Raw genomic sequence first — 23,704 nt, 5'->3', positions numbered from 1 at the left:
GGCGGCCCGTCTCGTCGAAACGATCGCCCATCGGGAGGGAAGACGGGCGAGTCCCCCCCGCGAGGCCGGCCGACGTCCCGCGTCGGCGCGACGCCCTGGTCAGGGCCTCACTGGATCGGCTCGCCCCGCAGCCGGGCGACCTCGTAGGCGTCCTTGTCGCCGCGGCCGGAGAGGCAGGCGATCAGCACCTTGCCGGGGCCCAGCCGCCGGGCCTCCTTGAACGCCTGGGCGATGGCGTGGCTCGATTCGAGGGCGGGCAGGATGCCCTCCTGACGGGCCGACTCGCCGTAGGCGGCCAGCGCCTCGGCGTCGGTGACGCTCTCGTAGCGGACGCGGCCGGCGTCCTTCCAGTAGGCGTGCTCGGGGCCGACGCCGGGGTAGTCGAGGCCGGCGGAGATCGAGTGCACGTCCTGGGTCTGGCCGTCGTCGTCCTGCAACACGTAGCTGAAGCTGCCGTGGAGCACGCCCGGCTTCCCCTGGGTCAGGCTCGACGCGTGGTCGCCGGACTTGCCGCCCCGGCCGCCGGCCTCGGCCCCGATCAACTCGACGCCCGCATCCTCGATGAACGGGTGGAAGATCCCCGCGGCGTTCGAGCCGCCGCCCACGCAGGCGACGACGGCGTCGGGCAGGCGGTCGATCTTCTCCAGGATCTGGGCGCGGGCCTCGCGGCCGATGACCGACTGGAAGTCGCGGACGATCATCGGGAAGGGGTGGGGGCCGACGACGCTGCCGATCGTGTAGTGCGTCTCCTTCGACGAGCCCATCCAGTCGCGGAAGGCCTCGTTGGTGGCGTCGCGGAGGGTCTTCGAGCCGCTGGAGACGGGGACGACCGTCGCGCCCATCGTCCGCATGTTGAAGACGTTGAGCTTCTGGCGGCGGATGTCCTCCTCGCCCATATAGACCGTGCACGAGATCCCGAACAGGGCGCACGCGGTGGCCGTGGCGACGCCGTGCTGGCCCGCTCCGGTCTCGGCGATCACCCGCTGCTTGCCCATCCGCCGGGCGATCATCACCTGGCCGATGGCGTTGTTGATCTTGTGAGCGCCGGTGTGGTTCAGGTCCTCGCGCTTGAGGTAGATGTCGGCCCCGCCCGAGAACTTCGTCAGCCGATCGGCGCGGTACAGCGGCGAGGGCCGGCCGACGTAGTCCTTCCAGTAGGCCTCCAGCTCGCGGCGGAATTCGGGATCGGCCTTGGCCTCCTCGTAAGCCTCGGAGAGCTGATTCAGGGCGTCCATCAGCGTCTCGGGCACGAACCGCCCGCCGAAGGCGCCGAATCGGCCCAGGGCGTCGGGAGTCTGGCGGAGGGCCTGCGGCGCGGGCGACTCGGGCGGGGCGGGGTGAGGCATCGGCGCGCTATCCTTACCTTGGTCTATCGGATCGAGGGCGATCGGCTCGCGGCCTCGCGGCTCGGCGCGAACGACGGCCTCGGGAGGGCCGGACCCTCATTGTCGAAGCCGGCGGCCGTCGCGGTCAAGGGACGATCGGATCCGGCTCACGACGCGGCCGCGGCCGGCGTCGCCTTCGGCTCGATCCGACGGCGATGCGACTCGAACGCGAGGGCGAGCGAGAGCACGACGAAGGCCGCCAACGCCATCCAATGGGGGCGTAGATCCCGGAACGGGACCTTCGGCACCGCGGCCCGATCGACGACCTCGACGCGGGAGAGGTCCCGCGACGAGGCGAATTCCAGCTCCTGGAGCTTGCGCCCGACTTCCTCAAGCCTCTGGGAATCCGCCTCGATCTCCTTCGTCAGCCGCGCGGACCTGGCCCGGTCTGGCGCCGTCCCCGGCAGCGCGAGCAAGGCTCGCAAGTGGGCGCGGGCCCCCTCGAGCCCCGTTTTCCGGGAGGGATCCCCGGCCGTGGCCAGATCCAGGTCGACCTGGACCAGACGCTCGGCGATCGACCGACGAAGCTCTTCCGTGAGCGATGTGAACGACAGCCGCGAGGGGTCTTGCGGCGACACGACCCCGGGCGGCTCCATCCCAAACACGACGCTGGGGGGGTCCATCACAACCACGAGCTTCGCAAGCTCGTCCTCCCTGTGCCTCATTGCCTCCGTCAGTTTAGAAAAATAATTCTGTAGTAATTTACGCGTCCGTACCTCAGTGCCTTCACGAAACGAATGGAAGGAATCCATGTAACTCGCGACCACCGCATTGGTGATCGCCGCCGACACTTCGGGGGAGTGGGAGGTGTAGGAGACGCGCAGGAAATACGTCTTCGGGATCGCTTCGGTTATCAAGTTGTTCCGCAAAAGTTCCAGGGGAACCTGCTGGGCCCGGAGCGTGGGGAGGTTTTGGACCGTCGGATCCCCGAGGGCCGCGGAGAGGATGGAGTCCGTCCGGAAAGTAGCGATGGCGGTCTCGAGGTCGAGCGTCGCGAACCGTTCGCCGTCCTCGGCCGTCTCAGCCGTCGAGAAGAGGCTGGGCGGTCGCGGCATGAGGCGTAAGGTCGAGACCGCTTCGTATTCGGGGCTCACCAGTTGGTAGATCGCGGCCTCGACGAGGGCCAGCACGATCAGCCACCCCAGGATCGTCGCGAGCCAGCGGGGGAATCGATTCGGGACGGGCGGGGGCGGCGAGGTCATCGTCGGCGTCCTCGGGCGGCGTCGCCTGAGGAGGTCCTCAACTGACGACGTTCGTAACGGTTTCGTGCCAAATGGCACATCCGTTATCGGCGGACGGACGCGGGATTGCAAGCGTGGACGCGGGGGATGGGGAGAGGACGCGACGCCCCGGTGGAACCCTGTCCGAAGTCACCTGAGCCAGCGTGGCGAATCGTCCTTCTCCCCTCGTGGGAGAAGGTGACCCGAAGGGTCGGATGAGGGGGAGACGAGCACGGAAGCCGTCGGCTCATCGGGGTGCGGGATCCCGAATTCCGCAGGCTCGACGGCTCGTCCTCCCCTCATCCGACCCTTCGGGCTTTGCCTTCGACCTTCAAAAGCGGGACGTCAGTGGTGAGCTTTCCGGGCGACGTGCTTGCCGGCGACCTTCGTGTATTTCTGGCTGACCTGCTTGTTGAATTCTTCGAGCTGGGCCTGGGTGGGGGCGTAGGGCGATTTGGCGATCCCGTGTTCTTCCTCGACGCCGCAGCCGGCGAGCGTAACGGCGAGGACGGCCGAGGCGACGGTGAGAAGTCCGGTTCGAAGCATGTGGGCGTCTCCGTGGAGGGCCGATCGATCCGGGCCCGGCCGGGACGGGGACCGTCCCCAACTCCGGGCGCGGGCTCGGATCGCGTCGGCGGGTGTCGTGCGGCGGCGGATCAGAAGGCGTCGGAGCTGACGACCTCGCCGCCGTTCCGCGTGCCGATCGCCCACCAGGTCGGCAGGTCCACGGTGTTCTTGATGAACTTCACCGAGCCGTCGCAGAAGGCGGCGTTGACGCCCCCGGAGTGGTTGCTGCTGGGGGGCATGGCGTCGGAGTACGAGCCCCACGCGCCCGTGTTGCCGTCGGCGCCGTTGTCGCAGCCCTGGGCGTTGGGGGCCTGCCAGTGGTTGTACGAGTCCCACATGAGCGCGGCGTTGGCGTTGCCCGAGATCCAGAAGTTGCCGTTGGCCGGCGCCAGGTTGCCGAACCCGGGGGTCGTCCCCGGCAGGGCGCGGCAGGCCGAGATGAACTGCATCGCCGCCTGGGGGTTCGTCGGCCCCTGGTCGACGACGCTCGACTGGCCGACGGTGAAGAGGTACGTCGGCTTCCGCCGCGCGGTCGAGATCGTCACGGCGTTGCCCACCGGCCCGGTGCCGATCAGGGTCTCGCAGAACAGCGCGGTGTTCGAGGAGCCGTCGGTCATGGCCTGCAGGCCGAAGGTCCCGCAATTGCCGTTGACGTAGCCCGTGGTGGTCGTCCCCGCGCCGTCGGACCGCATCGGGACGAGCGCCCCGGACCAGGTCATCGAGACGGGCGGGCCGCCGATGTTCGCGACGTAGTTCTTCCAGCCCCAGGCGTTCGTCGGCGAATTCGAATCCTCCGACGGGCACATCAGGTTGCCGACCTTGGTGGCCAGCACCGTCGAGTTGCTCGCCCCGCCCAGCGTCGTGATCTGGCCGTCGTTGACGCCCATCATGAAGTTGAGCGCGTTGTAGAGCGGCGTCTGCTCCATGTTGGGGAGGAGCGACGCGGTCCAGTCGATGACCCAGGGGTCGGACTGGCCGATCAGGGTCTCGGCGTTGGACATGTTCTGCACCAGCGGCGGGAAGCAGTTCTGCTGCGACAGGTAGTTGTGGGCCGCCAGCCCGAGCTGCTTCAGGTTGTTGACGCACTGGGCGCGACGGGCCGCCTCGCGCGCCGACTGCACGGCGGGAAGTAAGAGTGCGATCAAAACCGCGATGATGGCGATGACCACCAATAGCTCGATCAACGTGAAGCCGCGACGCCGCGAAGACGCTTCATCTCGCATCGGCAATTCCCCCAATGGTGCATCCGGCGGGGACGTGAGGAAGCCGGGCCGCCGTGGTCGTCCGACGGGCCGAACTCGCCACGCTTCGACCCCCCATCGACGCACGCGGCGGATGCACCGCGAGGCCGGGCGCGACGTGGGAGGCATGCACGACTCAGCACAGGTTCACATGGACTGGCGAAGCGGGCGCTTCATGTACGGATATTAGGCGTCGAACCACCGGGAGTCGATCCCTAATTCATTCGTAGAATGAAAATTTCTTCAGCGTCGAGAGCGGCCCGTCGCGTCGCCGCTCGCCGAGTCGAGCCGGGTCGGGAGGCGCGCGACGGCGTCCCGACCGGCCGGGCGGGGCGGAATGAGCGGGCGGCCGGGGCGACCTACGGTTATAGTGGGCTGCGGGGCGGACGAGTCGCCGGCCCCCTTTGACACGGCTGCGGTGGTGACGAGGGCGGACACGTATGAACATTCCCGAGGGGAATCCCCGGCGTCGCCGGTCGAGGCGGTGGTGGCTCTGGGGCGGGCTGGCGACGGCGGCGGTCGCGCTGCTGATGTTCGCGGCCTTGCCCTGGATCGCGAGCACGCCCTGGGCCAAGCGGAAGATCGAGGGCGTGGCCAACCGCGTCCTCGCGCCGGGCGGCGTGGCGTTCGACCGGGTCCGGCTGTCGTGGTTCCGTCCCACGGAGATCGACGCCCCGGCGCTGCTGGACGCCAACGGCCACCGGCTCGTCCAGGCCCCGACCGGGACGTTCTCGTGGACCTTCTGGCAGATGCTCTTCGCTCAGCCGGTCGCCGGCACGCTGACGCTGCACAGGGGGGCCGTCGAGGTCGGCCGCTCGACCGAGGGGGACGTCGACCTCGTCGAGACCCTCCGGCCGATCCTCCAGGACCGCCCCAAGAAGACGATCCGGATCCGCATCGAGGACGCGACGCTCAAGTTCACGCAGCAGGGGGTCGCCGACCCGTTTTACGCCGACCACGCGGACATCGCGATCGACCTGACGCGCTATCCGGAGCCGATCTCGTGGGACCTGAAGCTCGCCCGCGACGACGAGCCGAGCGGGCCGGGCAAGATGACGATCGCCGGCAGTTTGGTCCGGGGCGACGAGGGCGTGAGCCCGACGAAGAACGCCGCGATCGCCGTCACCGGCGACCGCTGGCCCTGGCGGATCGCCCCCACGTTCGGCGATCTCGCGGGGCTCCAGACGTCGGGCCTGTTCTCGGGGGCGCTGGAGGCCAAGCTCGTCGACGGGGCCCTCGCGACCGAGGGCGACGCCACGATCCTCGACTTCCTCGCCCGGGGCCCGAAGCTCTCGGGCGACGAGTTCCGCCAGGCCCGGCTGAAGCTCGGCTGGAAGGCGCACGGCCGCGACGGCGTCTACGGGATCGAGCGGTTCGCGTTCGACGCCCCCGCCGCGACGTTCTCCGCCGCCGGCGAGTTCCCGCCGGCCGCCGACCGCTCGGCGAAGCTCGAAGGCCGCGTCGACCTCGCGGCCATCGCCAACCAGCTCCGCCATACGTTGCGGCTCCAGGACGACGTCACGATCGAGAAGGGGGCCGTCGAGCTGCTCGCCGAGGCCAAAGCCCGCCCCGCCGGGGCCGCGGGGGCCGAGCCCGGCCAGCGCATCGAGGTCACGGCGAAGCTCGCCGACCTCGCCGCGAAGAAGGGGCCGCGCCAGATCGCCTGGAACGACCCGACCACGCTCGTCGTCCGCCTCGACCGCACGCCGAAGGCGCTCAGCCTGGACCAGCTCGACGTCCGCACGGCCTTCCTGACGGCGACCGGCAAGGGGAACCTCGACGACGGGATCGACGTGAACGCGACGTTCGACCTCGCCGCCGCCCGCGAGCGGCTCCGCGACTGGGTCGACCTGGGCGGCTTCGAGTCGGCCGGCGCGGGCACGCTGCACGCGAGCTACGTCCGCAAGGACGGGGGCTACCAGGTCGCGGCCGACGGCGGGGTCAAGGGCCTCGTGCTGGCGGGGCTGCCGGTCGTCGAGACGGTCCGCCGCGACGAGGTCCGGGCCGAGCTGGCGGTGCGCGGCGAGGCCCAGCCTTCGGGCCTGCCGCGCGACTGGCGCTTCGCCTCGCTCCTGGGCCGTAGCGCCGAGGACGAGCTGAAATTGGAGGCGACGTCCGAGGCCGACAGGCCGACCCCGGCGACCGTGAAAGCCTCGGCCCGGACGACGGTCGACCTCGGCGGGGCGAAGCGGGTCGTCGAGGCCGCCGGCGGCGTCGTCGCCGACGACGAGGGCGTCGACGCCAGCAACCTCCGCGTGGCCGTCTCGCGGTTCGTCGGCCCCGGCGGCGGGTTCCTGCCCCAGGACCCCTACGTCTGGCGCGGCTCGGCGCGGTACGACCTCAAAAAGGACGAGCTGAACATCACCCGCCGCGACCCGGTCGGCGACGCGGCGACGAACGAGAAGCCGCCGGCGTTCTCGGTCGACCACGTCCTGGCGGGCGGCCTGAAGGCGAAGGGCGCGGCCTGGTTCCAGGTGAACCTCTCGGGCGACCTCGCCGCGATCCAGGACGTCGCGGGCGTGGCGACCCCCACGATCGCCGGCACGCTCGCGGCCGAGGTCGACGGCAAGCAGGTGAAGGACGTCTGGAACCTCGACGCCGTCGTGCAGGGCCGCGACATCGTCCAGACGACCGCCGCCGGCGCGAAGGAGGAGGTCGGCGCGGCGACGCTGACGCTCGACTCCACGCTCGCCGTGAAGGAGCGTCGGCTCGACGTGACCCGGCTGGCCCTCGACACGCCTTATGCGAAGGCGGACGGGCAGGGGACCGTCGCCATCGCCGACGACGCTCCGGTCGTCGACCTCAAGGGGACGCTGGCTCCCGACTGGGACCGGCTGACCCGCGAGCTGGCCGTGCGCGTCGAGCCCGACGCCTCGATCCAGGGCCGTCCCCACGCCTGGAGCCTGGCCGGTCGGATCCCCCTGGGCGATGCGGCGAAGGATCAGGCGTCGACGCTAGACGGCGAGATCGGCCTGCAGCTGGACCTCGTCGACGTCTTCGGCATGCGGCTGGAGCGGACGACGCTCGTCCTCCGCGCGGTCGACGGCAAGCTCGTGATCGACCCGATCGACGCGGTCCTCAACGGGGGCCGGCTGCGGCTCGACCCCGAGATCGCCACCGACGACGAGGGGGGCCGATGGTTGCGGCTGGGCAAGGGGTCGAACCTGGCCGACGCGGTGGTCAACGACGAGGTGTCGCACCGCTTCCTGTCGTTCGTCGCGCCGGTGCTCGACCAGGCGACCCGGGTCGAGGGCAAGGTCTCGTTCGACCTGGTCGACGCCCAGTTCGCCCTGGACGGCGACGGCACGAAGACGAAGGTCGAGGGGGACGTCCAGTTCGACTCCGTGCGGTTCATGCCGGGCCCGCTGGTCGACCAGCTGATCGCCACGTTCAACCTGGAGCGGAAGGCGATCTTCGTGCTCCGCGACCCGGTCTCCGTCCGGATCCTGGGCCGGAAGATCTACCAGGAGGGGCTGATCCTGCCCGTGGGCGAGGTGGCGGTCATCGGCCTCGAAGGCTGGATGGACTTCGACAAGCGGATCGACATGCTCGCGACGTTCGCCGCCGTGCCGCCGCGGCGGAACATCCCGGTGCTCTCGGCGCTCCTGGAGAACGCCCAGATCCAGGTGCCGCTCACGGGGACGCTCGACAAGCCCAAGATCGACGGCGAGCGCATCAAGGAGCGGTTCAAGAACTTCGGCGAGTCGCTGCTGGAGACCACCCTGGGCGTCGGCTCGGGGATCGGCGACCTCTTCCGCCGCGGCGGGAACGGCGGCGGCCGGCCGGCGCCCCGCGTCGAGGCCCTGCCGCCGCTCGACGGCCCCGAGGTCGACGGGCCCCTCATCGAAGGCGACGCGCCCCGGATCAATCGCAAGCCGCCCGCCGCCACAGCTCCCGCGCCGAAGCGCGTCACCCCCGCGCCGCCGAAGCCGGGGGTCGACGCCGATCCCGACGCCGAGATCCTGCTCCCGGGCTTCCGCCTGCCGTTCTCGCGCACGCCCGAGGAGCGTCAACTCCAGAAAGAGGCCCGCCAGCAGCGCCGGCAGGACAAGCGGCGGGCGCGCCAGGGCTTGCCGCCGAGCTGAGGGACGGTTCCTCAAGGTCGTGAGGCGGGGCCCTCCGACGGCCTTCCCCCCTCGCGGGGGAAGGTGGCCCGAAGGGCCGGATGAGGGGGTGACGAGCACGGAAACCGTCGGCGCATCGTGTTGCGGAATTGTGAATTCCGACGGTCTCTCGCGCGGCCTCCCCCTCATCCGACCCCTGGGGCTCTGCCTCCCCCCTCGCGGGGGGAGGCCGTCTCACGGGAATCCAGCCCACCTCCTGGAACAGGCTCCGCGCCCGCTGGCCGCCGGCCTCAGCGGTCGTCCTGGAGCGTCGCGGCGGCGAGCGGGTCGGGCCTGGGGGGGGGCTTGAGGGGGAGGTGGATCGAGAACCGCGAGCCCTGGCCGAGGGTCGAATCGACCTCGATCCGGCCGCCATGGTCCTGGACGATGCCGTAGCTGATCGAGAGGCCCAGGCCCGTGCCCTTGCCGACGGGCTTGGTGGTGAAGAAGGGGTCGAAGATCCGGCCGCGGACGGCGGGGTCGATGCCGACGCCCTCGTCGATCACCTCGATCACGACGCCGTCCGACCCTTCGGGCCGGGTGCGGAGGGTCACGATCGCGCCGCTGCGGCTGGCGTCGACGGCGTTGATCAGGAGGTTCAGGACGACCTGGTTGATCTTGCCCGGCGAGCAGGTCACCTTGGGCAGCGTCGCGAGGTCGAGCTCGACCTCGACGTTCCGGTCGCGGGCCAGGCCGGCGATGATGTTGACCGTGGAGGCGAGGCCGGCGTTGAGGTCGGCGTCGTCCATCTCCCCCTCGTCGAGGCGGGCGAAGTCGCGGAGGTCCTTGACGATCCGGCGGATCCGCCCCAGGCCGTCGCGCGCCCGCGACGTCAGGTCTTCGAGGTTCTCCAGGGCGTATTCGAGGTCCATACGCTCGGACAGCTCGGCCACCTCCGCGGCGAGCGCCGGGTGCTGGGCGGCGATCGTCGGCGCGGCCTGCTGGTAGAGCCGCACCAGCCCGACCAGGCCCGCGACGTCGCGCTGGAGGACGACGAGGTCGTTGCCCACGAAGGCCAGCGGGTTGTTGATCTCGTGGGCGACCCCGGCGATGAGCTGGCCCAGGGCCGAGAGCTTCTCGGCCTGCACCAGCCGGCTCTCGGCGAGCTTCAGCTCCTCGTACGCCCCCTGCAGCGCGGTGTACGCCTTCTCGCGCGAGACGGCGAGGGTCTCGAGCTGGGCGGCGTTGCGGCGCAGGGCCTCGTCGGTCTCGACGCGGTCGGTCACGTCGCGGATGACCTGGCTGGCGCCGATGAGCGTCCCGGCGTCGTCCCGGATCGGGCTGAACGACAGCTCCAGGTGGGTCGTCGCCCCGTCCCGGTCGGGATACGTCGAGACCGCCTGGAACCGCTCGCCGGCCAGCGCGCGGTCCCATCGCGTCTTCAAGCGCGCGAGGTCCTCGGGGCTGTCGGCCAGGACCTCGTCGAGCCGCATGCCCTGCTCGATGGGCCGGCCGAAGAGGCGCTCGAACGTCGCCTTGTACGCGCCGTTCAGGAGGATGAGGCGGCGGTCGCGGTCGAACGCCGCGATCAGGTCGCTGGTCCCCTCGACGACGCCCCGGAGGCGGTCGTTGGCGAACCGCAGCGCGCGGTAGGCTTCGCGGAGCCGGGCGTCCTCGCGGAGCCGCTCGGAGAGGTCGTGGAGGATGCAGGCGGCGATGGGGCCGTCGCGCTCCTCGACGATCCCCAGGCTGACCGCCAGGGGGAGCGGCCCGCCGTCCTTGCGCCTCCCCTTCGTCTCCAGGCCGCGGATCGCCCCCATGTCGCGGCGGAGCACCGGCGGGACGTCCGGCTCGGTGCGGCTGCACAGGAAGTCGCCCGCGCCGGGGAGGAGGATCTCGATCGACCGCCCCAGCAGCTCGTCGCGGTGATAGCCGAACATCGCCTCGACCCGGGCGTTGACCAGCACGATCCGGCAGCCGCCGTCGATCAGGGCCACGCCGTTGGGGGCGGCCTCCAGCACCGCGAGCAGGCCCGCCTGGCCGGCCTCGGCCTCGTCCCGCCGCCGCAACAGCCAGAGGGCCACGCCCACCAGGCAGACCACCGCCAGCAGGAAGCACTGGAGCGCGATGACGTGCCACGAATGCGAGGGCGTCCCCAGGGCCTCGTCGATGGCCGCGATCCGGCCCAGCCTCTCGACCGCGAACCAGCCCAGGGTCGTCGCCAGCAAGGCCGCGATCAACAGCACGATCGGGGGCGTCGATGTCCGCCGAGGCTCGCTCATGCGAGGCCGATCCCCCTGGGGATTCGGGATGGAGACGAGGCTCGTCGGGGGACGTGGGGCTCGATCCCTCAATCCCTCGCCGTGCGGGGACCCGAATCCGAAGAGCCTCGGCCACCTTCCTCGTCGAAACTTATGGCCTCTGGACACTTTACCGACGGCCGAACGCACGATCCAGTCGAGTCTCTGCGGTTTCGGACTTCGTGCGACGCCGGGATTTCTCGGGGAAGCGACGCGGTTCGGCCGTCGCCGCGGGTCGCTCCTCGGCTAAGATGGCGCGCGTCGCTCCCCCCGTCGAACTCCCGGAGCCGTCGCGATGAATCGAATCCTGCTGCCGGTGCTCCTCGGCCTGACGAACCTGGCGTCCATCAGCGCGGCCGCCCTCGTGAAGGACGAGCCCGGGCCGCCCCCGGCCGCGAAGATGGACCGCCCCCCTCGCAAGGTCGTCGTCGGGACGGCCATCCTCGGCGCCCACGGCGAGTACCCGGGGCTGGAGCGAAGGCTCCAGGCGCTGGGGGGGCTGGTCGACGAGATGGCCCGCCGCGCGGCGGAGCGACGGCCCGCGCGGGGCCTCGACCTGGCGATCCTGCCCGAGACGGCGGTGACGACCACGAGCGGCGACGCCCGTTCGCGGGCCGTCCCCCTCGAAGGCCCGGTCCAGGATTTCTTCGGCGACCTGGCGCGGAAGCACAAAACCTACATCCTCGCCACGATGGACCTGGCCGAGCCGGGGCCCAAGGGGACCACCTGTTCCAACGCCGCCGTCCTGTTCGACCGTCGGGGGGAGGTCGCGGGGATCTACGCCAAGCGGCATCCCGTGGCCTACGTCGGCAGCGACGTGCTGGAGGGCGGCGTCGCGCCGGGCCGGGACTGCCCGGTGTTCGCGTGCGACTTCGGCCGGCTGGGCGTCCAGATCTGCTGGGACGTCCAGTACGACGACGGTTGGGACGCCCTGGCGAAGGCCGGCGCCGAGATCGTCGCCTGGCCCACGGCCTCGCCGGCCACGGTGCTGCCGGCCTCGCATGCCGCCCGACACCGCTACTACGTCGTGTCGAGCACCTGGCGGAACAACGCCACCGTCTACGAGCCGACGGGGATACCCGCGGCGCGCATCGAGGGCCCCGACCGCGTGCTCGTCCACGAGATCGACCTGAGCTACGCCATCCTCGGCTGGTCGGGCTTCCTGCGGGACGGCGAGGCCCTGCGCGAGAAATACGGCGAACGCGTCGGCTTCCACTACGACCCGCGGGAAGACGTCGGCCTGTTTTGGTCCAACGACCCGGCGACGACCATCGGCGCCATGGTCCGCTCGATCGGCGGCGAGGAACTCGACGTCCAGGTCGCGCGTAACCGGAAGCTCCAGGACGCGGCCCGCAGGCTCGGCCCCTGATGCGGCGTTCGCCGAATCAGCCGGGCATCGTCCCGTGGACGATCGATTCAATGCGAGAGGCGGGAGTCGAACCCGCACGCCTTGCGGCACAGGAACCTAAATCCTGCGCGTCTGCCAGTTCCGCCACTCTCGCGACGGCGGCCTATCGCGGCCGGGCCGGTGCGGACTTATCCTAGCAGGATCGTCGGCCCCTCCCAAGAGGTATTCCGTCATGACGACCCGTCGCGAACTGCTCCGGCGCTGCGGCCGGGGCCTCTCGCTCCTGCCGTGGCTCGCCGCCTCCGCCCCGCGCCGCGAGGCCCTCGCCGGGCTCGCCGCCCCCCGCGGCGAGATCGCCGCCGACCTGGTGATCGTCGGCGGGGGCGTGGGGGGCGTCGCCGCCGCTCTCGCGGCCCTTCGGAGCGGCCTGCGGGTCGTCCTCACCGAGCCCACCGACTGGATCGGCGGCCAGCTCACCAGCCAGGCTGTCCCGCCGGACGAGCACCCCTGGATCGAGCAGTTCGGCTCGTCGACGAGCTATCGCGGCTACCGCACGGGGGTCCGCGACTACTACAAGCGGACCGCCCCGCTGACGGCCGAGGCGCTCGCGAACCCGTTCCTCAACCCAGGCGGCGGGGGCGTCTCGCGGCTCTGCCACGAGCCCCGCGTGAGCCTCGCCGTGCTGACCGACCTGCTCGCGCACTACGCCTCGCTCGGCCGACTCCTCACCCTGCTCGAACACGAGCCAGTCCGGGCCGAGGTCCAGGGCGACCGCGTCCGGGCCGTGTCCGTCCGGAACCGCCGCACCGGGGCCGAGATCACGCTGACGGCGCCGTACTTCCTCGACGCCACCGAGCTGGGCGACCTGCTGCCGATGGCCGGCGTCGAGCACGTCGTCGGGGCCGAGTCCCGGGCCGAGACCGGCGAGCCCCACGCGCTCGACGCGGCGGCCCCCGGCGTCCAGCAGGCGTTCACCGTCTGCTTCCCGATGGAGCACCGCCCCGGCGAGGACCACACGATCGACCGGCCCGAGGAATACGACTTCTGGCGGGGATTCGTCCCCGAGCTGTCGCCGCCGTGGCCGGGCAAGCTCCTCGATCTGAGCTACACCCACCCGATCACCCTTAAGGCCAACAACCAGGGGTTCGACCCGACCGGCAAGGGGAAGGGCCTCTGGCTCTACCGTCGGATCCTCGACCCCTCGATCTACCGTCCCGGCGTGTACGACGGCGGCGGCGTGACGCTCGTCAACTGGCCTCAAAACGACTACCTGCTCGGGCCGCTCGTCGCCGAGGGCCAGACGTCCGAGCAGGCCGAGGCCCACGTCCGCCGCGCCAAACAGCTCAGCCTCTCGCTCCTGTACTGGATGCAGACCGAGTGCCCGCGGCCCGACGGCGGGACGGGCTGGAAGGGCCTGCGGCTCCGACCCGACATGGTGGGGACCGACGACGGCCTGGCCAAGGCCCCCTACGTCCGCGAGTCGCGCCGGATCCGCGCCGAGTTCACCGTCACCGAGAACCACGTCGGCACCGAGGCCCGCCGCAAGGCGACCGGCGCGGAAGACGTCGCGGCCGAGCCGTTCTGGGACTCCGTCGGCGTCGGCAGCTACCGGATCGACCTGCACCCGGCGACCGGCGGCAAGAACTACGTCGACGTCAGCTCGCTCCCCTTCCAGATCCCCCTGGGCGCGCTCCTGCCCGTCCGCGTCGAGAACCTGCTCCCCGCCTGCAAGAACCTGGGCGTCACGCACATCTCCAACGGCTGCTACCGCCTCCATCCCGTCGAATGGCAGATCGGCGAGGCCGCCGGCGCGCTAGTCGCCCACTGCCTGGCGATCAAGGAGCCCCCGAAGGCCGTCCGGGCCGACCGCAAGCGGTTCGACGCCTTCCAGGACAAGCTGAAGGCCCAAGGGGTCGACGTCGCCTGGCCCAAGCTGACGCCGCGGTGAGTGATTCGACGAAATCGCACGGATCGGAAGGGCTACCGACGTCAATGTCTGAAGGGGGGGGCAGGCGGGTGAAGGGCGACAAGAGTTCAACACCGATGGTTCGATGGGAGGCTATCGATCAACGAGCCATGCGCGTCGGTGCCGGCAGCCTGGTTTGGTAGGCGGCCTCTATGTTTTGTGCAGGCGGAGCGTCCCAAAAACGCTCGTTTTTGACACAGGCCCGCAGAATCGTCGAGACCACCGAGCGTGCCAAATAGAGTATCGCCCGCATCAGCCACATGCATGGCAGAGAATGAAGACTTCGCGGGCGGCACCGAGCATGCCGCGTAGGCTAGAGCCTAATTGGCGAATCGGGCCGGGTCCGCTCCGGCGTGAGGTTTGTCGGCACCCTGGTTATCTCGGCCCGTCGATACCCCCTTTGGCGGCGGAAACCAGACCGTCATGATCGGCCACGTTAAAGTCGGGGCAACGGCCAAGAGCGACCTCGGCTCCGATCAACTCGGACAGTAATTCGTGAAGTTCCTTTTGACTGCAATCGATCCGAGCGAAACGGCTGATCCTGCTGCCGAGCTCAGTCTCGATCGTCATCAGCAGGTACTCCTCACCGTCGGGAAAGGAGTCGAAGGCGGTTCGAATGAAGGTCTCATCGACGACGCCTCTGATCGGCAGTTGGCGGTCTCGGAAGACCTCGATATCGGTCCCGATCGGGACGGATTCGATGAGCGCCTCGACTTCGGATCGTGTGCGGCAGAATGCGAAATCCTTCGCGCCGGCGGCTCTCAGGTATCGGAGGATGACGAGCACCTCGTCGGCTCGTTCGAACCAATCTGTGACGCGATCCACGAAAGCAGGTGTGACGTCCCGCGCGGGGTCGTATTTGTCCATGAGAGGTCACCCGGCCTTCTTGCCGCCAATGATTGGATGGCGCTCAAGGCCTAAACTTACGGCTCTAACCCCTCATCATACTTGACACAGTACCGATAGGAACGGCCCTGCTTTCGCTCGTCCCAGGAGACCGTGCCAGATAAGGTATGTCCCAAACGGCACGCGCCGCCTCCCGCGATGGCCGAATAGACGGTCTCAACAACGCCCGTTATTGCAACTCCTCCGGCGAACTGGATCGACGGTTCCTAATGCATGCCCGAATCCCGTCTCGGATTCAAAGTCCCGAAATCGGCCGTGAACGTCGGGTTCCGGGACGTTCGTTTCCTAAAGATGATTCCCATTATTTGAGGCCGACCGGTCCCCGACCCGGCGTGCCGGGAGTCGCTGAGTTGGTGGAGGAGGACCCATTCGTCCGGGACGACCGCTGGTCGAAAACTTTGGTTCTCGAACCGGGCTTTCAAGATCGTCCCGAATCCGACGAACTTCGAAGGAGAAGTCGTCGTATAATCAGGGTTGAGGAGGCGGTCCCGCGCGACGGCGGTTCTGCTTGCCAAAAGCGGGGATGGAGCCGAGAATGAGGGCCGAAGGCGGCCGTCGGACTCGACGACCTCCGCCCGACCGACGCCGTAGACGACCGCTCACTCCGTCGCGTTTCACGAAGGAGACGAATCCGTGGCCTCCAGCAATCCCGCGTTCTCCCAGGACGTCTTCGCCGGCTACGACCAGGTGTACGGCGCGCCTCGCAGCATGACGACGACCGTCCAGGGGACGATGAGCAAGACGTTCCTGCTGCTGGCGATCCTCTCCGGCACCGCGCTTTGGACCTGGAACGCCGTCGGCTCCGGCCAGATGCCGATCGGCGTGGTCGTCGGCGCGGCGCTCGCCGGCTTCGTCACGTCGCTGGTCACGATCTTCAAGCCAAGCTTCGCACCCTGGACCGCCCCGGTTTACGCGGCGATGGAAGGCGTGTTCCTGGGCGGCATTTCGCAGCTCATCGAGGCCGGGTTGCGGGCCAAGTATGGCAACGCCTACCAGGGCGTCGCCCTCCAGGCGGTCTCGCTGACCGTCGGCACCACGCTCGTCATGCTCTTCCTCTACGCCAGCGGCATGGTGAAGGTCACCGAAAAGCTGCGGTCGGGGATCATGATGGCGACCGGCGCGGTCTGCCTCTTCTACCTGGTCTCGATGCTGCTCCGCATGTTCGGCGTGACGATGCCCATGATCTGGAGCGCGACGCCGATCGGCATCGGCTTCAGCCTCTTCGTCGTCGGCCTGGCCGCGTTCAACCTGCTGCTCGACTTCGACTTCATCGAGGAGGCCGCCCGCCGCGAGGCCCCCAAGTATATGGAGTGGTACGGCGCGTTCGGCCTGATGGTCACGCTCGTCTGGCTGTACCTGGAGATCCTCCGCCTGCTGGCCAAGCTCGCCAACAGCCGCGACTGAGCCCGACCGTACGACTCGATGATCGAACCCCGAGGCCGGCGGCCCCGCATTCCAGCGGGCCGCCGGCCTTGCTTTTTGCGCCCAGGGGCGGCCCCAGGTTGGCCTTGCCGGCGGGGGGCGGGCGTAGTAATCTGCGGCCCACCTCGAAGGAGCCTCAAGTTCCGGGTCGCATTCGCCGAACCGGACGCGCGAGCTGGCAGCGACGGCGGGAGATCGACGAACCGACGGCGACGTCGACGGCGGGGATCCCCGGACGGGAGGATCAGGACCGACCGGACGCCGAGCGGGCGACCTGGCGTGACGCGCCGGGGCCCTGCGACGGCGGCGGTCGGGCGACGACGGACGGCCCAGGACGGGTCGGCCGGCCCTTTGAGAATGGAGTCGAACCGCTATGCGAGTCAGGTTCTGGAAAGTCTCGGCGCTGGCCGCGGGGTTCGTGACCGCCTCCGTCTTCGTCCCCACACTGTTCGGGCAGGAGGCCAAGGCCGCCCCCGGCCCGAAGAAGCCGACGGTCGAGGCCCCCAGGGCCAAGGTCAAGTCGAGGTCCATCGAGCTGAAGGTGGCGATCTCCGACCTGGGCGCGAAGGGTTGCGAGCTGGAGATCAAGCCGGCGAACGCCTCGTGCGTCTTCAAGCCGCAGGTGCTCCGCGTCGAGCCGGGCGGGACGGTCGACGCCTCGCTGAAGGACGTCGAGATCCGCGGCGCCGACCGCAACTGCGCCCTCGCGCTGACGATCCGCGAGGAAGGCCAGCCCGCCAAGACCGTCTACCGCGGGTACCGCGTGGCCGCCGATCCCAGGCCGGGCTCGACCGAGAAATTCGTCTGCTACATGAGCTCACCGTCCAAGGTCGCCGCCATCGCCGCCTCCGGCGCCCCGCCGGCCCGGCGCTGAGGCCGATCACGGCGAGCCCACGAACCGACGAGGCCCGCGCGGCGGAGCGATCATGCTCCGCCGCGCGGGCCTTCGTCGTGACGCCCGGGGTGGACGGGCTCAGTCGATGAGCGTGGCCGAGTCGATCGTCTTGATCGTGTCGCCGTCGGCGACCACGATGTTGGCCGGGCCGTGGATGTTGGCGGCGGCGTACTTGCCGTCCTTGGTCAGCAGGTAGAAGACGACGTCGAACGCCGGCTTGCCGTCCTCGGTGCGGAACCGCGGGTCGCGCAGGGCGGTCTCGACGATCTGCTTCGTCGTGGCGACCAGGGCGTCCTTGGGCTTGGCCCCGCGGCGGAGGTTCTCGACGACCAGGAACGAGGCGCAGTTGATCAGGTTGATCTCGCCCAGGCCGACCGAGCCGCACGAGCCGACGGCGTTGTCGAGCCAGAGGCCGGCGCCGAGGATCGGCGAGTCGCCGACGCGGCCGGGCACCTTGTAGCCCAGGCCCGAGGTCGTGGTCACGGCCCCGAGGTCGCCGTGGGTGTCGAGCACGGAGCAGTGGATCGTGCCGTGGGTGGGCCGCTCGACCAGCTCGCGGATCGGCGGGTCGAGCGAGGCGACCATCTGGGGGATCCGCGCGCCGCGGAGCTTGGACTCCTTCCAGGCGATCCAGGCCTTGCGGGTGTCCTCGGTGAGCAGGTCCTCCTCGGGGAAGCCGTGCTCCTTGGCGAACTTCAGGGCGTTGTCGCCGACCAGCAGGACGTGCTTGGTGCGCTGGAGGATGCAGCGCGCGACGGCCGCGGGGTGGGTGATGTTGCGGAGGCCGGCGACGCCGGCGCCGCCGTGGGTCGGCCCGTGCATGACCGAGGCGTCGAGCTCGACGACCCCCTCCTCGTTCGGGGTGCCCCCCTTGCCGACGGAGTGCTCGTTGACGTCGGCCTCGACGATCGCCACGCCGGCGATGGCCGCGTCGAGGGGGTCGGCCCCCTTGCGCACCAGGTCCATCGCGATCTCGACCGTCTTCTCCCAGCCGCTGGCGATCACGACGGGCTTGCGCGAGCCCGGCTTCTTCTCGGGATAGGTCCCGATCGAGAGGGCGGCGAGGCTGGTGGTCCCCAGCGAGAGGAACTGGCGGCGGTGCAGGTTCGAGGTCATCGGTGTTCGTCCGTGGATGTGGTGAAGGGCGGAGCGACGGCGACGACGCGGCGCCTCCCCCGAGAGGGCGGCGCCGCGTCGAAGCGGGAGCGATTCACATCAAAGCGCGTCGGCGCTGATGATCTCGCCTCCGGCCCGGGTGGAAAGGGCCTGCCAGACGCCGTACTGGTAGCCGGGCTGGACCTGGAGGATGCCGCTGGCGTCGGGCTTCATCCCGATCGGCAGGCCGGTGGCGGCGTCGAACGCCATCGTGTTGATGGTGTCCTTGAGGAACTTGACCGAGCCGTCGGCGAACGCCGCGTTCATGCCGCCGGGGTGGAAGCTTGAGAAGCTGTGGTACATGATCGACACGTTGATGCCGAGGCCGTTGGTGTCGGTGTAGCCCTCGTTCAACTTCTTCTGGGGGTTGATGGGGTAGAGGGTGTTGGCCAGCGTGTCGGCGTTGTTGCCCGAGAACCACCACACCCAGTCCCAGCGCTCGTTGGCCGGGATCTTGCCGTAGGCCACCTCGCCGGTGACCATCGTGTTGCTCGTGCCGTCGGTGATCGAGGCGATGGAGACCGAGCTGTTGTAGTACAGCATGCCGTCGGCCTTGGCGAAACGCGCCCCGTAGGACGTGTCGCACGAGGGCTCGGAGTAGCGGCCCACGTAGTAGGCGGTGCCGGCGGACCCGCGGTAATTGGTGAAGTAGATCGGGTAGCCGAAGCTGCGCGTGTCGGGGACGGCGGCGGCGCCGTCGCTCGGGCACCAGAAGCCCTGCACGCCCGTGCTGAACACGGTCATGTTGTGGTTGTTGTCGGTGTAGTGGCCGTTCGAGTTGAACGAGTTGAACAGCGACCCCTGCTCGATGAACGGGAGCAGCGAGATCAGGAAGCTGTGCTCGTGGCTGCCCGAGCAGGGCGTGCCGCGGTGGAAGCCGCCGAGCGGATACCGGGTGTTGGCGCTCTCATAGTTCGCCAGGCCCAGGCCCAGCTGCTTCAGGTTGTTGGTGCACTGGGCGCGGCGGGCCGCCTCGCGGGCCGACTGCACGGCCGGCAGCAGCAAGGCGATGAGGACGGCGATGATGGCGATGACCACCAGCAGCTCGATCAGCGTGAATCCGCCTCGAATCCTGCGGTCCTGACTCATGAAGATCTCCTTGAATATCGATTTTAATGCCATGACGGAGAATAACGGTCGCAGCCCGGGAAGCCGGCCGCCGCGGCCGCGGCGAGGCTCGTACGAAGGGCTCAGCGCGGCCCGCGCGCGGACTTGCCCTTCTTGATCGTGTCCTTGATCTCGGCCCCGTAGGGGTTGTCGATGTCCTTCTGCATATCTTCCTTCTTCTTATCGCTCGGCGCGATCCGGGCCTCGCGTTCGCCGCAGCCGGCGACGCAGACCATGCCGGCCGAGAACGCGACCAGCAGGCCGGACGTGATCAGACCGCGTCTCGAAACCGTGAAACTCCACATCGAAAGAGGGACTCCTTCACCGGGGACGTGACTCGGCCGAGGCCCCGAGCGGGGCCGCGGCGCCGAGACGGAAACGTTGCGATCCGTCGTGACTTCGGCAGGCTTCGCCGAGCGTCGAACCCTCGGACGTCGAGGGCGTGGGGTTGGCGGAGCCTCGCGACGATGCGCGAGGCCCGGCCCGGCGCGGCGGCTCGGGCCGCCGGCGGGCCTCAGATGTTGGTGTTTTCTCCCTGGTAGGCCACGATGACGCGGAAGGCCGGGGAGGCGGCCGATGCGGCCGGCGGGGCGGCGGGCGAGGCGCCTTCGCCCCCCTCGCCGGGGGCCGCCGGGGTCGGGGGCGGGACCGCGTTCGAGCCCGGGGCGGGCAGGACGTGCACCACGACGAGCAGCTCGCCCACGGGCTTGATGGCGAGCTTGCGCGACTGGGTCGCGGACTTTCCGTCCTTGAAGGTGAGCGTCGCCTCGAAGCGACCGGGCGCGGGGATCGTCGTGCCGACCGACTTGCCCGCCGGCAGTTCCGGGAGCTTGAACGCACCGCCGGGATACTCGATCGTCGGCTCGATCATCGCCTCCTCGGTGTCGTTCGCCAGCACCAGGGAGACGCCGTCGCCGCCGAATCGCCCGTTGCCGAGCTGGGCGAAGGCGATCCAGCCCAGGAGGACGGCGTTCAGCAGCAGGGACAGGGCGGTCGTGCGTGAGCCCGACGCCTTCCCCGGAGGGGGGGCGACCTGTTGATCCATCAATATGATTCCGTTTCGAGAGCAAGGCGCGGCGAGGCGCGAGCCCGGGATGGGAGAGGTTTTCCGGTCCGCTTTTATGAGGAGGATTGTGGAGATCTTCGGATCTATCCCCCAAGATGTCAAGCGGCGGCGGGCCATTTTTCGCGGCGCCTCGCGTCGGCCGCCGCCGCGGGTCGGAAACCACTGGATGTCAATGTATGCGTAAATCTATGAATCGTCGATTCTTCATGGGAGGGACCGCCGCGGCCAGCCTGGGCACGCTGGCGATCGGCGCGACCGACCCGAGGCCGGCCGGCGACCGCAGGCCGGTGGCGGTCTCCAGCGGCAACGGCCTGCGCGCGGTCGAGAAGGCGGTCGAGCTGGTCAAGAAGGGCTTCGACCCGCTCGACGCGGCCATCGAAGGCGTGGCGATCGTCGAGGCCGACCCCAAGGACGACTCGGTGGGCTACGGCGGGCTGCCGAACGAGGACGGGGTCGTCGAGCTGGACGCGGCCGTCATGCACGGCCCGACCCACGGCGGCGGCTCGGTCGCCTCGATCCGCAACATCATGCACCCCGCGGCCGTCGCGCGGCTGGTGATGAAGCGGACCCGCCACTGCCTGATCGTCGGCGAGGGGGCCTTGCGGTTCGCCCGCGCCCACGGCTTCCCCGAGGTCGACCTGCTGACCGAGGAGTCGCGCAAAGTCTGGCTGCACTGGAAGGAGACCCGCGACCCCAACGACGACTGGGTCCCGCCCCCCGACGACGAGGTCGCCGCCTACCTCGACGGCTACATCAAGCGTCGCGTCACCGGCACGATCCACTGCTCGGTGCTCGACACCCACGGCGACCTGGGCTGCACGACGACGACCTCCGGCCTGTCGTGGAAGATCCCCGGCCGCGTCGGCGACTCGCCCATCCTGGGGGCGGGGCTGTATCTCGACAACACCGTCGGCTCGGCGGGCTCGACGGGCATCGGCGAGGCCAACCTGCTGAACCTCTCCAGCTACCTCGTCGTCGAAAACATGCGGCGCGGCCTGGCGCCCAAGGACGCCGTGATGGAGGCCCTGAAGCGGATCGCCGAGACCAGCGTCCGCGACCCCAAGCGGCGGCGGCCCGACGGCAAGACGACGTTCAACGTCTCGTTCTACGCCGTCTCCAAGGACGGCAAGTTCGCCGGCGGCTGCATCTACCCCGGCGGCAAGATGGCCGTCCACGACGGCGACTCGGCCCGCGTCGTCCAGCTCGACCCGCTCTATGACAAGTGACCCGAGGGGCGCGCCAAGGCCCCGGCGACCCGTCGCAAGAGGCGGGTCGCCGGGGCCGGATTCGCGACGATCGGGCCGACGCGGCTCAGTAGGCGTCGGAGCTGATGACCTCGCCGCCCTTGGGGGTGACGAGGTTGCGGAGGACCACCACGCTGGTGCTGTCCTTGAGGAACTTCACGCTGCCGTCGCCGAAGAGGACGTTGGCGCCGCCGGGGTGGAAGCTGAAGATCTCGTCGTTGTTGGCGGCGTTGTTGTTGACCTTGTTGATGTTGCCGTCGGCGGGGTCGGGGCCCGCGGCCGGGTAGGCGGTGCTGTAGCGGCCCAGGCCGATCCGGGTCTTGTTGTTGTTGATCTGGCCCGAGACGCCGTACGCGCCGTCGGCCTCGGCCCAGCGCCAGAAGCGGCGGGGCAGCCCGGCGTCGAAGTACGAGTCGCGGTTGGGATTGAACGGGGCGTGAAGCGGCGAGGCGGCGCCGTTGGCGTACATCGTGTTGGCGATGTAGCGGGCGTCGCGGCCGGCGTCCTCGGCGATCATCATGGTGTTGCTGGTGCCGTCGGTGATCTCGGCGATGCGGGTCGCGCTGACCTTGAGGAGGCCGTCGGCGCGGTCGTTGTTGTTGCGATGGGGGGTGATGGTCGTGGCGCCCGCGCCGCCGGTGGCCCCGGAGGCGCTGATGTCGGTGTAACAGGGCGCGCCATAGTCCTGGACGCCGTAGCCGAATCGGAGGCCGGTCGGCAGCGAGGCTTCGGCCGGATCGAGCGAGTCGAGCGCTCCCGAGCCTTCGCGGACGGAAGACGGGCAGATGTAGGCGTTGACGGCCGTGCCGGTGGCGGTCTTGTTGGACCCCGACGTGTGGGTGTAGGGCAGGCTGAAGTTGTAGGCGTTGCTGATGTTGGTGCCCTCGAGGTAGGGCAGCAGGCGGACGAAGACTCCCGGCTCGTCGAAGATCGTCCGCGGCGGGGTCGTGGTGAAGTCGGTCCCCTGACCCGCCGGCGGGAATGCGCCGACGGAACTCTCGTAGTTGTGGAGCCCCAGGCCGATCTGCTTCAGGTTGTTGACGCACTGGGCGCGGCGGGCGGCCTCGCGGGCCGACTGCACGGCCGGCAGCAGCAGGGCGATCAACACGGCGATGATGGCGATGACGACCAGCAGCTCGATCAGCGTGAACGCGGACCGGCGGCGGGCGACGGAGGCGGGACGGCGATTCATCGAGAGGAAACTCCGGGTAGCGGACGCGCCTGGGTCGGGACCGGCCCGCACGGGGCCGCGACTCCAGGCCGGATGGGGGATCAGTTGAGGACGAAGGGGCGGAGCTCGTTCGCGGGCTCGGCCTTGACCGTGGCGGTCAGGCCCGAGGTGGTTTCTTTGCCGTACTTGGCGGGGAAGGGCACCGCGTTCCGCTTCCTGGGCGACGTCCCCGTCGCCGAAGCGTCGGGGTCGATCTCCAGGCGGACCTTGTACTCCCCGGCCGGCGCGCCGGCGACGACGCCGTCGGTCATGAGGACGAAAGACCCGTCCGGGCCGAGCACGCCCGAGACCGGAGGCGTCGTCGAGCCTCCCGAGACGAAGACCACGACGCCCGAGGTCAGGGGCTGCCCATTCGCCAGGACGACCTTGCCCTGCACCGGATACGTCGCGACGCCGACCTCGGGGCGTGACTCGCCGCAACCGGCCGCCGCAGCCGCCAGCGCCGCGGCCGTGAGCCATCGCGCCAGACTTCCGATCCGAAGCCCGCTCAGGGCCGGCCCAGCTCCGCGTCGCGTGCGGGTCGTGACGCCTGCGATGGAGCCGTGCGGGCCGTTATGGGCGACGGTCAATTGAGTCGAAGTTTCATTCATTAAAATTGACTCAGTGGC

18 protein-coding genes and 1 tRNA gene are annotated in these 23,704 nt (G+C 69.7%); 6 read left to right on the top strand and 13 right to left on the bottom strand.

The annotated features are described in order from the left end of the window. Positions 1–107: 107 nt before the first annotated feature. The 4 genes from trpB to PZE19_RS24245 form a co-directional block, all read right to left on the bottom strand. Positions 108–1,346 carry a tryptophan synthase subunit beta gene (gene trpB / locus PZE19_RS24260; protein ID WP_277863188.1) on the bottom strand — a complete coding sequence of 413 codons (1,239 nt, stop codon included), beginning with the start codon at positions 1,344–1,346 and terminating at the stop codon, positions 108–110. A 146-nt stretch (positions 1,347–1,492) separates the two neighbouring features. Continuing rightward, the gene (locus PZE19_RS24255) at positions 1,493–2,587 is read right to left on the bottom strand and encodes a GumC domain-containing protein (RefSeq protein ID WP_277863187.1); all 1,095 of its coding nucleotides are present in this window, start codon (positions 2,585–2,587) and stop codon (positions 1,493–1,495) included. 363 nt (positions 2,588–2,950) lie between these two features. After that, positions 2,951–3,151 carry a hypothetical protein gene (locus tag PZE19_RS24250; RefSeq protein ID WP_277863186.1) on the bottom strand — a complete coding sequence of 67 codons (201 nt, stop codon included), beginning with the start codon at positions 3,149–3,151 and terminating at the stop codon, positions 2,951–2,953. Between the two features lie 110 nt (positions 3,152–3,261). After that, complete coding sequence (locus PZE19_RS24245) at positions 3,262–4,395, bottom strand: DUF1559 domain-containing protein (RefSeq protein ID WP_277863185.1); 1,134 nt, start codon at positions 4,393–4,395, stop codon at positions 3,262–3,264. Positions 4,396–4,853: 458 nt separating this feature from the next. Here PZE19_RS24245 and PZE19_RS24240 point away from each other — a divergent pair, with 458 nt between their 5' ends. After that, a complete protein-coding gene (locus PZE19_RS24240; RefSeq protein WP_277863184.1) occupies positions 4,854–8,498 on the top strand; it encodes a hypothetical protein in 3,645 nt (1,214 codons plus the stop codon). Positions 8,499–8,767: 269 nt separating this feature from the next. Here the strand turns inward: PZE19_RS24240 and PZE19_RS24235 are convergent, their stop codons facing one another. Further along, positions 8,768–10,738, bottom strand: coding sequence for a PAS domain-containing sensor histidine kinase (locus PZE19_RS24235; protein WP_277863183.1), 1,971 nt, complete (start codon positions 10,736–10,738; stop codon positions 8,768–8,770). A gap of 313 nt (positions 10,739–11,051) precedes the next feature. Between PZE19_RS24235 and PZE19_RS24230 the strand changes: the two genes are divergently transcribed. Beyond that, positions 11,052–12,125, top strand: a complete 1,074-nt coding sequence (locus tag PZE19_RS24230; protein WP_277863182.1) for a carbon-nitrogen hydrolase family protein — start codon at positions 11,052–11,054, stop codon at positions 12,123–12,125. Positions 12,126–12,176: 51 nt separating this feature from the next. On the opposite strand, the gene PZE19_RS24225 is transcribed toward PZE19_RS24230, so the two are convergent. Next, positions 12,177–12,258: transfer RNA gene (locus tag PZE19_RS24225), tRNA-Leu, on the bottom strand. Between the two features lie 78 nt (positions 12,259–12,336). Between PZE19_RS24225 and PZE19_RS24220 the strand changes: the two genes are divergently transcribed. Further along, positions 12,337–14,052, top strand: coding sequence for an FAD-dependent oxidoreductase (locus tag PZE19_RS24220; RefSeq protein ID WP_277863181.1), 1,716 nt, complete (start codon positions 12,337–12,339; stop codon positions 14,050–14,052). A gap of 393 nt (positions 14,053–14,445) precedes the next feature. Here the strand turns inward: PZE19_RS24220 and PZE19_RS24215 are convergent, their stop codons facing one another. Next, positions 14,446–14,937: a hypothetical protein gene (locus tag PZE19_RS24215; RefSeq protein ID WP_277863180.1), complete on the bottom strand. Its 492-nt coding sequence runs from the start codon at positions 14,935–14,937 to the stop codon at positions 14,446–14,448. A gap of 672 nt (positions 14,938–15,609) precedes the next feature. Between PZE19_RS24215 and PZE19_RS24210 the strand changes: the two genes are divergently transcribed. Together PZE19_RS24210 and PZE19_RS24205 are read left to right on the top strand one after the other, a co-directional pair. Then, positions 15,610–16,380 carry a Bax inhibitor-1/YccA family protein gene (locus tag PZE19_RS24210; RefSeq protein ID WP_277863179.1) on the top strand — a complete coding sequence of 257 codons (771 nt, stop codon included), beginning with the start codon at positions 15,610–15,612 and terminating at the stop codon, positions 16,378–16,380. A 391-nt stretch (positions 16,381–16,771) separates the two neighbouring features. Continuing rightward, positions 16,772–17,272 carry a hypothetical protein gene (locus PZE19_RS24205; protein ID WP_277863178.1) on the top strand — a complete coding sequence of 167 codons (501 nt, stop codon included), beginning with the start codon at positions 16,772–16,774 and terminating at the stop codon, positions 17,270–17,272. A 99-nt stretch (positions 17,273–17,371) separates the two neighbouring features. On the opposite strand, the gene PZE19_RS24200 is transcribed toward PZE19_RS24205, so the two are convergent. The 4 genes from PZE19_RS24200 to PZE19_RS24185 form a co-directional block, all read right to left on the bottom strand. Further along, positions 17,372–18,409, bottom strand: coding sequence for an isoaspartyl peptidase/L-asparaginase (locus PZE19_RS24200; RefSeq protein WP_277863177.1), 1,038 nt, complete (start codon positions 18,407–18,409; stop codon positions 17,372–17,374). A gap of 99 nt (positions 18,410–18,508) precedes the next feature. Beyond that, a complete protein-coding gene (locus PZE19_RS24195; protein ID WP_277863176.1) occupies positions 18,509–19,537 on the bottom strand; it encodes a DUF1559 domain-containing protein in 1,029 nt (342 codons plus the stop codon). 101 nt (positions 19,538–19,638) lie between these two features. Continuing rightward, positions 19,639–19,860, bottom strand: a complete 222-nt coding sequence (locus PZE19_RS24190; protein WP_277863175.1) for a hypothetical protein — start codon at positions 19,858–19,860, stop codon at positions 19,639–19,641. Positions 19,861–20,069: 209 nt separating this feature from the next. Then, positions 20,070–20,600 carry a hypothetical protein gene (locus tag PZE19_RS24185; RefSeq protein ID WP_277863174.1) on the bottom strand — a complete coding sequence of 177 codons (531 nt, stop codon included), beginning with the start codon at positions 20,598–20,600 and terminating at the stop codon, positions 20,070–20,072. A 197-nt stretch (positions 20,601–20,797) separates the two neighbouring features. Between PZE19_RS24185 and PZE19_RS24180 the strand changes: the two genes are divergently transcribed. Next, positions 20,798–21,847, top strand: a complete 1,050-nt coding sequence (locus tag PZE19_RS24180; RefSeq protein WP_277863173.1) for a glycosylasparaginase — start codon at positions 20,798–20,800, stop codon at positions 21,845–21,847. A gap of 85 nt (positions 21,848–21,932) precedes the next feature. Here PZE19_RS24180 and PZE19_RS24175 read toward each other — a convergent pair whose 3' ends face one another. Next, a complete protein-coding gene (locus PZE19_RS24175; protein ID WP_277863172.1) occupies positions 21,933–23,057 on the bottom strand; it encodes a DUF1559 domain-containing protein in 1,125 nt (374 codons plus the stop codon). An 80-nt stretch (positions 23,058–23,137) separates the two neighbouring features. Continuing rightward, entirely contained in the window at positions 23,138–23,665 is a 528-nt protein-coding gene (locus PZE19_RS24170) for a hypothetical protein (RefSeq protein ID WP_277863171.1), read from the bottom strand. Between the last annotated feature and the right edge of the window lie 39 nt (positions 23,666–23,704).

Origin of the sequence: Paludisphaera mucosa, assembly GCF_029589435.1 — a bacterium.
Lineage (GTDB): Bacteria > Planctomycetota > Planctomycetia > Isosphaerales > Isosphaeraceae > Paludisphaera > Paludisphaera mucosa.
The sequence above is the reverse complement of the archived record's forward strand: the minus strand, read 5'-3'. Positions and strand labels throughout refer to the sequence as shown.

Bases quoted from the DNA above. Each gene is read 5' to 3' on its own strand.
- PZE19_RS24215 (WP_277863180.1), bottom strand. From the start codon at position 14,937: ATGGACAAATACGACCCCGCGCGGGACGTCACACCTGCTTTCGTGGAT.
- trpB (WP_277863188.1), bottom strand. From the start codon at position 1,346: ATGCCTCACCCCGCCCCGCCCGAGTCGCCCGCGCCGCAGGCCCTCCGC.
- PZE19_RS24255 (WP_277863187.1), bottom strand. From the start codon at position 2,587: ATGACCTCGCCGCCCCCGCCCGTCCCGAATCGATTCCCCCGCTGGCTC.
- PZE19_RS24180 (WP_277863173.1), top strand. From the start codon at position 20,798: ATGCGTAAATCTATGAATCGTCGATTCTTCATGGGAGGGACCGCCGCG.
- PZE19_RS24245 (WP_277863185.1), bottom strand. From the start codon at position 4,395: ATGCGAGATGAAGCGTCTTCGCGGCGTCGCGGCTTCACGTTGATCGAG.
- PZE19_RS24240 (WP_277863184.1), top strand. From the start codon at position 4,854: ATGAACATTCCCGAGGGGAATCCCCGGCGTCGCCGGTCGAGGCGGTGG.
- PZE19_RS24250 (WP_277863186.1), bottom strand. From the start codon at position 3,151: ATGCTTCGAACCGGACTTCTCACCGTCGCCTCGGCCGTCCTCGCCGTT.
- PZE19_RS24220 (WP_277863181.1), top strand. From the start codon at position 12,337: ATGACGACCCGTCGCGAACTGCTCCGGCGCTGCGGCCGGGGCCTCTCG.
- PZE19_RS24200 (WP_277863177.1), bottom strand. From the start codon at position 18,409: ATGACCTCGAACCTGCACCGCCGCCAGTTCCTCTCGCTGGGGACCACC.
- PZE19_RS24205 (WP_277863178.1), top strand. From the start codon at position 16,772: ATGCGAGTCAGGTTCTGGAAAGTCTCGGCGCTGGCCGCGGGGTTCGTG.
- PZE19_RS24195 (WP_277863176.1), bottom strand. From the start codon at position 19,537: ATGAGTCAGGACCGCAGGATTCGAGGCGGATTCACGCTGATCGAGCTG.
- PZE19_RS24235 (WP_277863183.1), bottom strand. From the start codon at position 10,738: ATGAGCGAGCCTCGGCGGACATCGACGCCCCCGATCGTGCTGTTGATC.
- PZE19_RS24175 (WP_277863172.1), bottom strand. From the start codon at position 23,057: ATGAATCGCCGTCCCGCCTCCGTCGCCCGCCGCCGGTCCGCGTTCACG.
- PZE19_RS24185 (WP_277863174.1), bottom strand. From the start codon at position 20,600: ATGGATCAACAGGTCGCCCCCCCTCCGGGGAAGGCGTCGGGCTCACGC.
- PZE19_RS24190 (WP_277863175.1), bottom strand. From the start codon at position 19,860: ATGTGGAGTTTCACGGTTTCGAGACGCGGTCTGATCACGTCCGGCCTG.
- PZE19_RS24230 (WP_277863182.1), top strand. From the start codon at position 11,052: ATGAATCGAATCCTGCTGCCGGTGCTCCTCGGCCTGACGAACCTGGCG.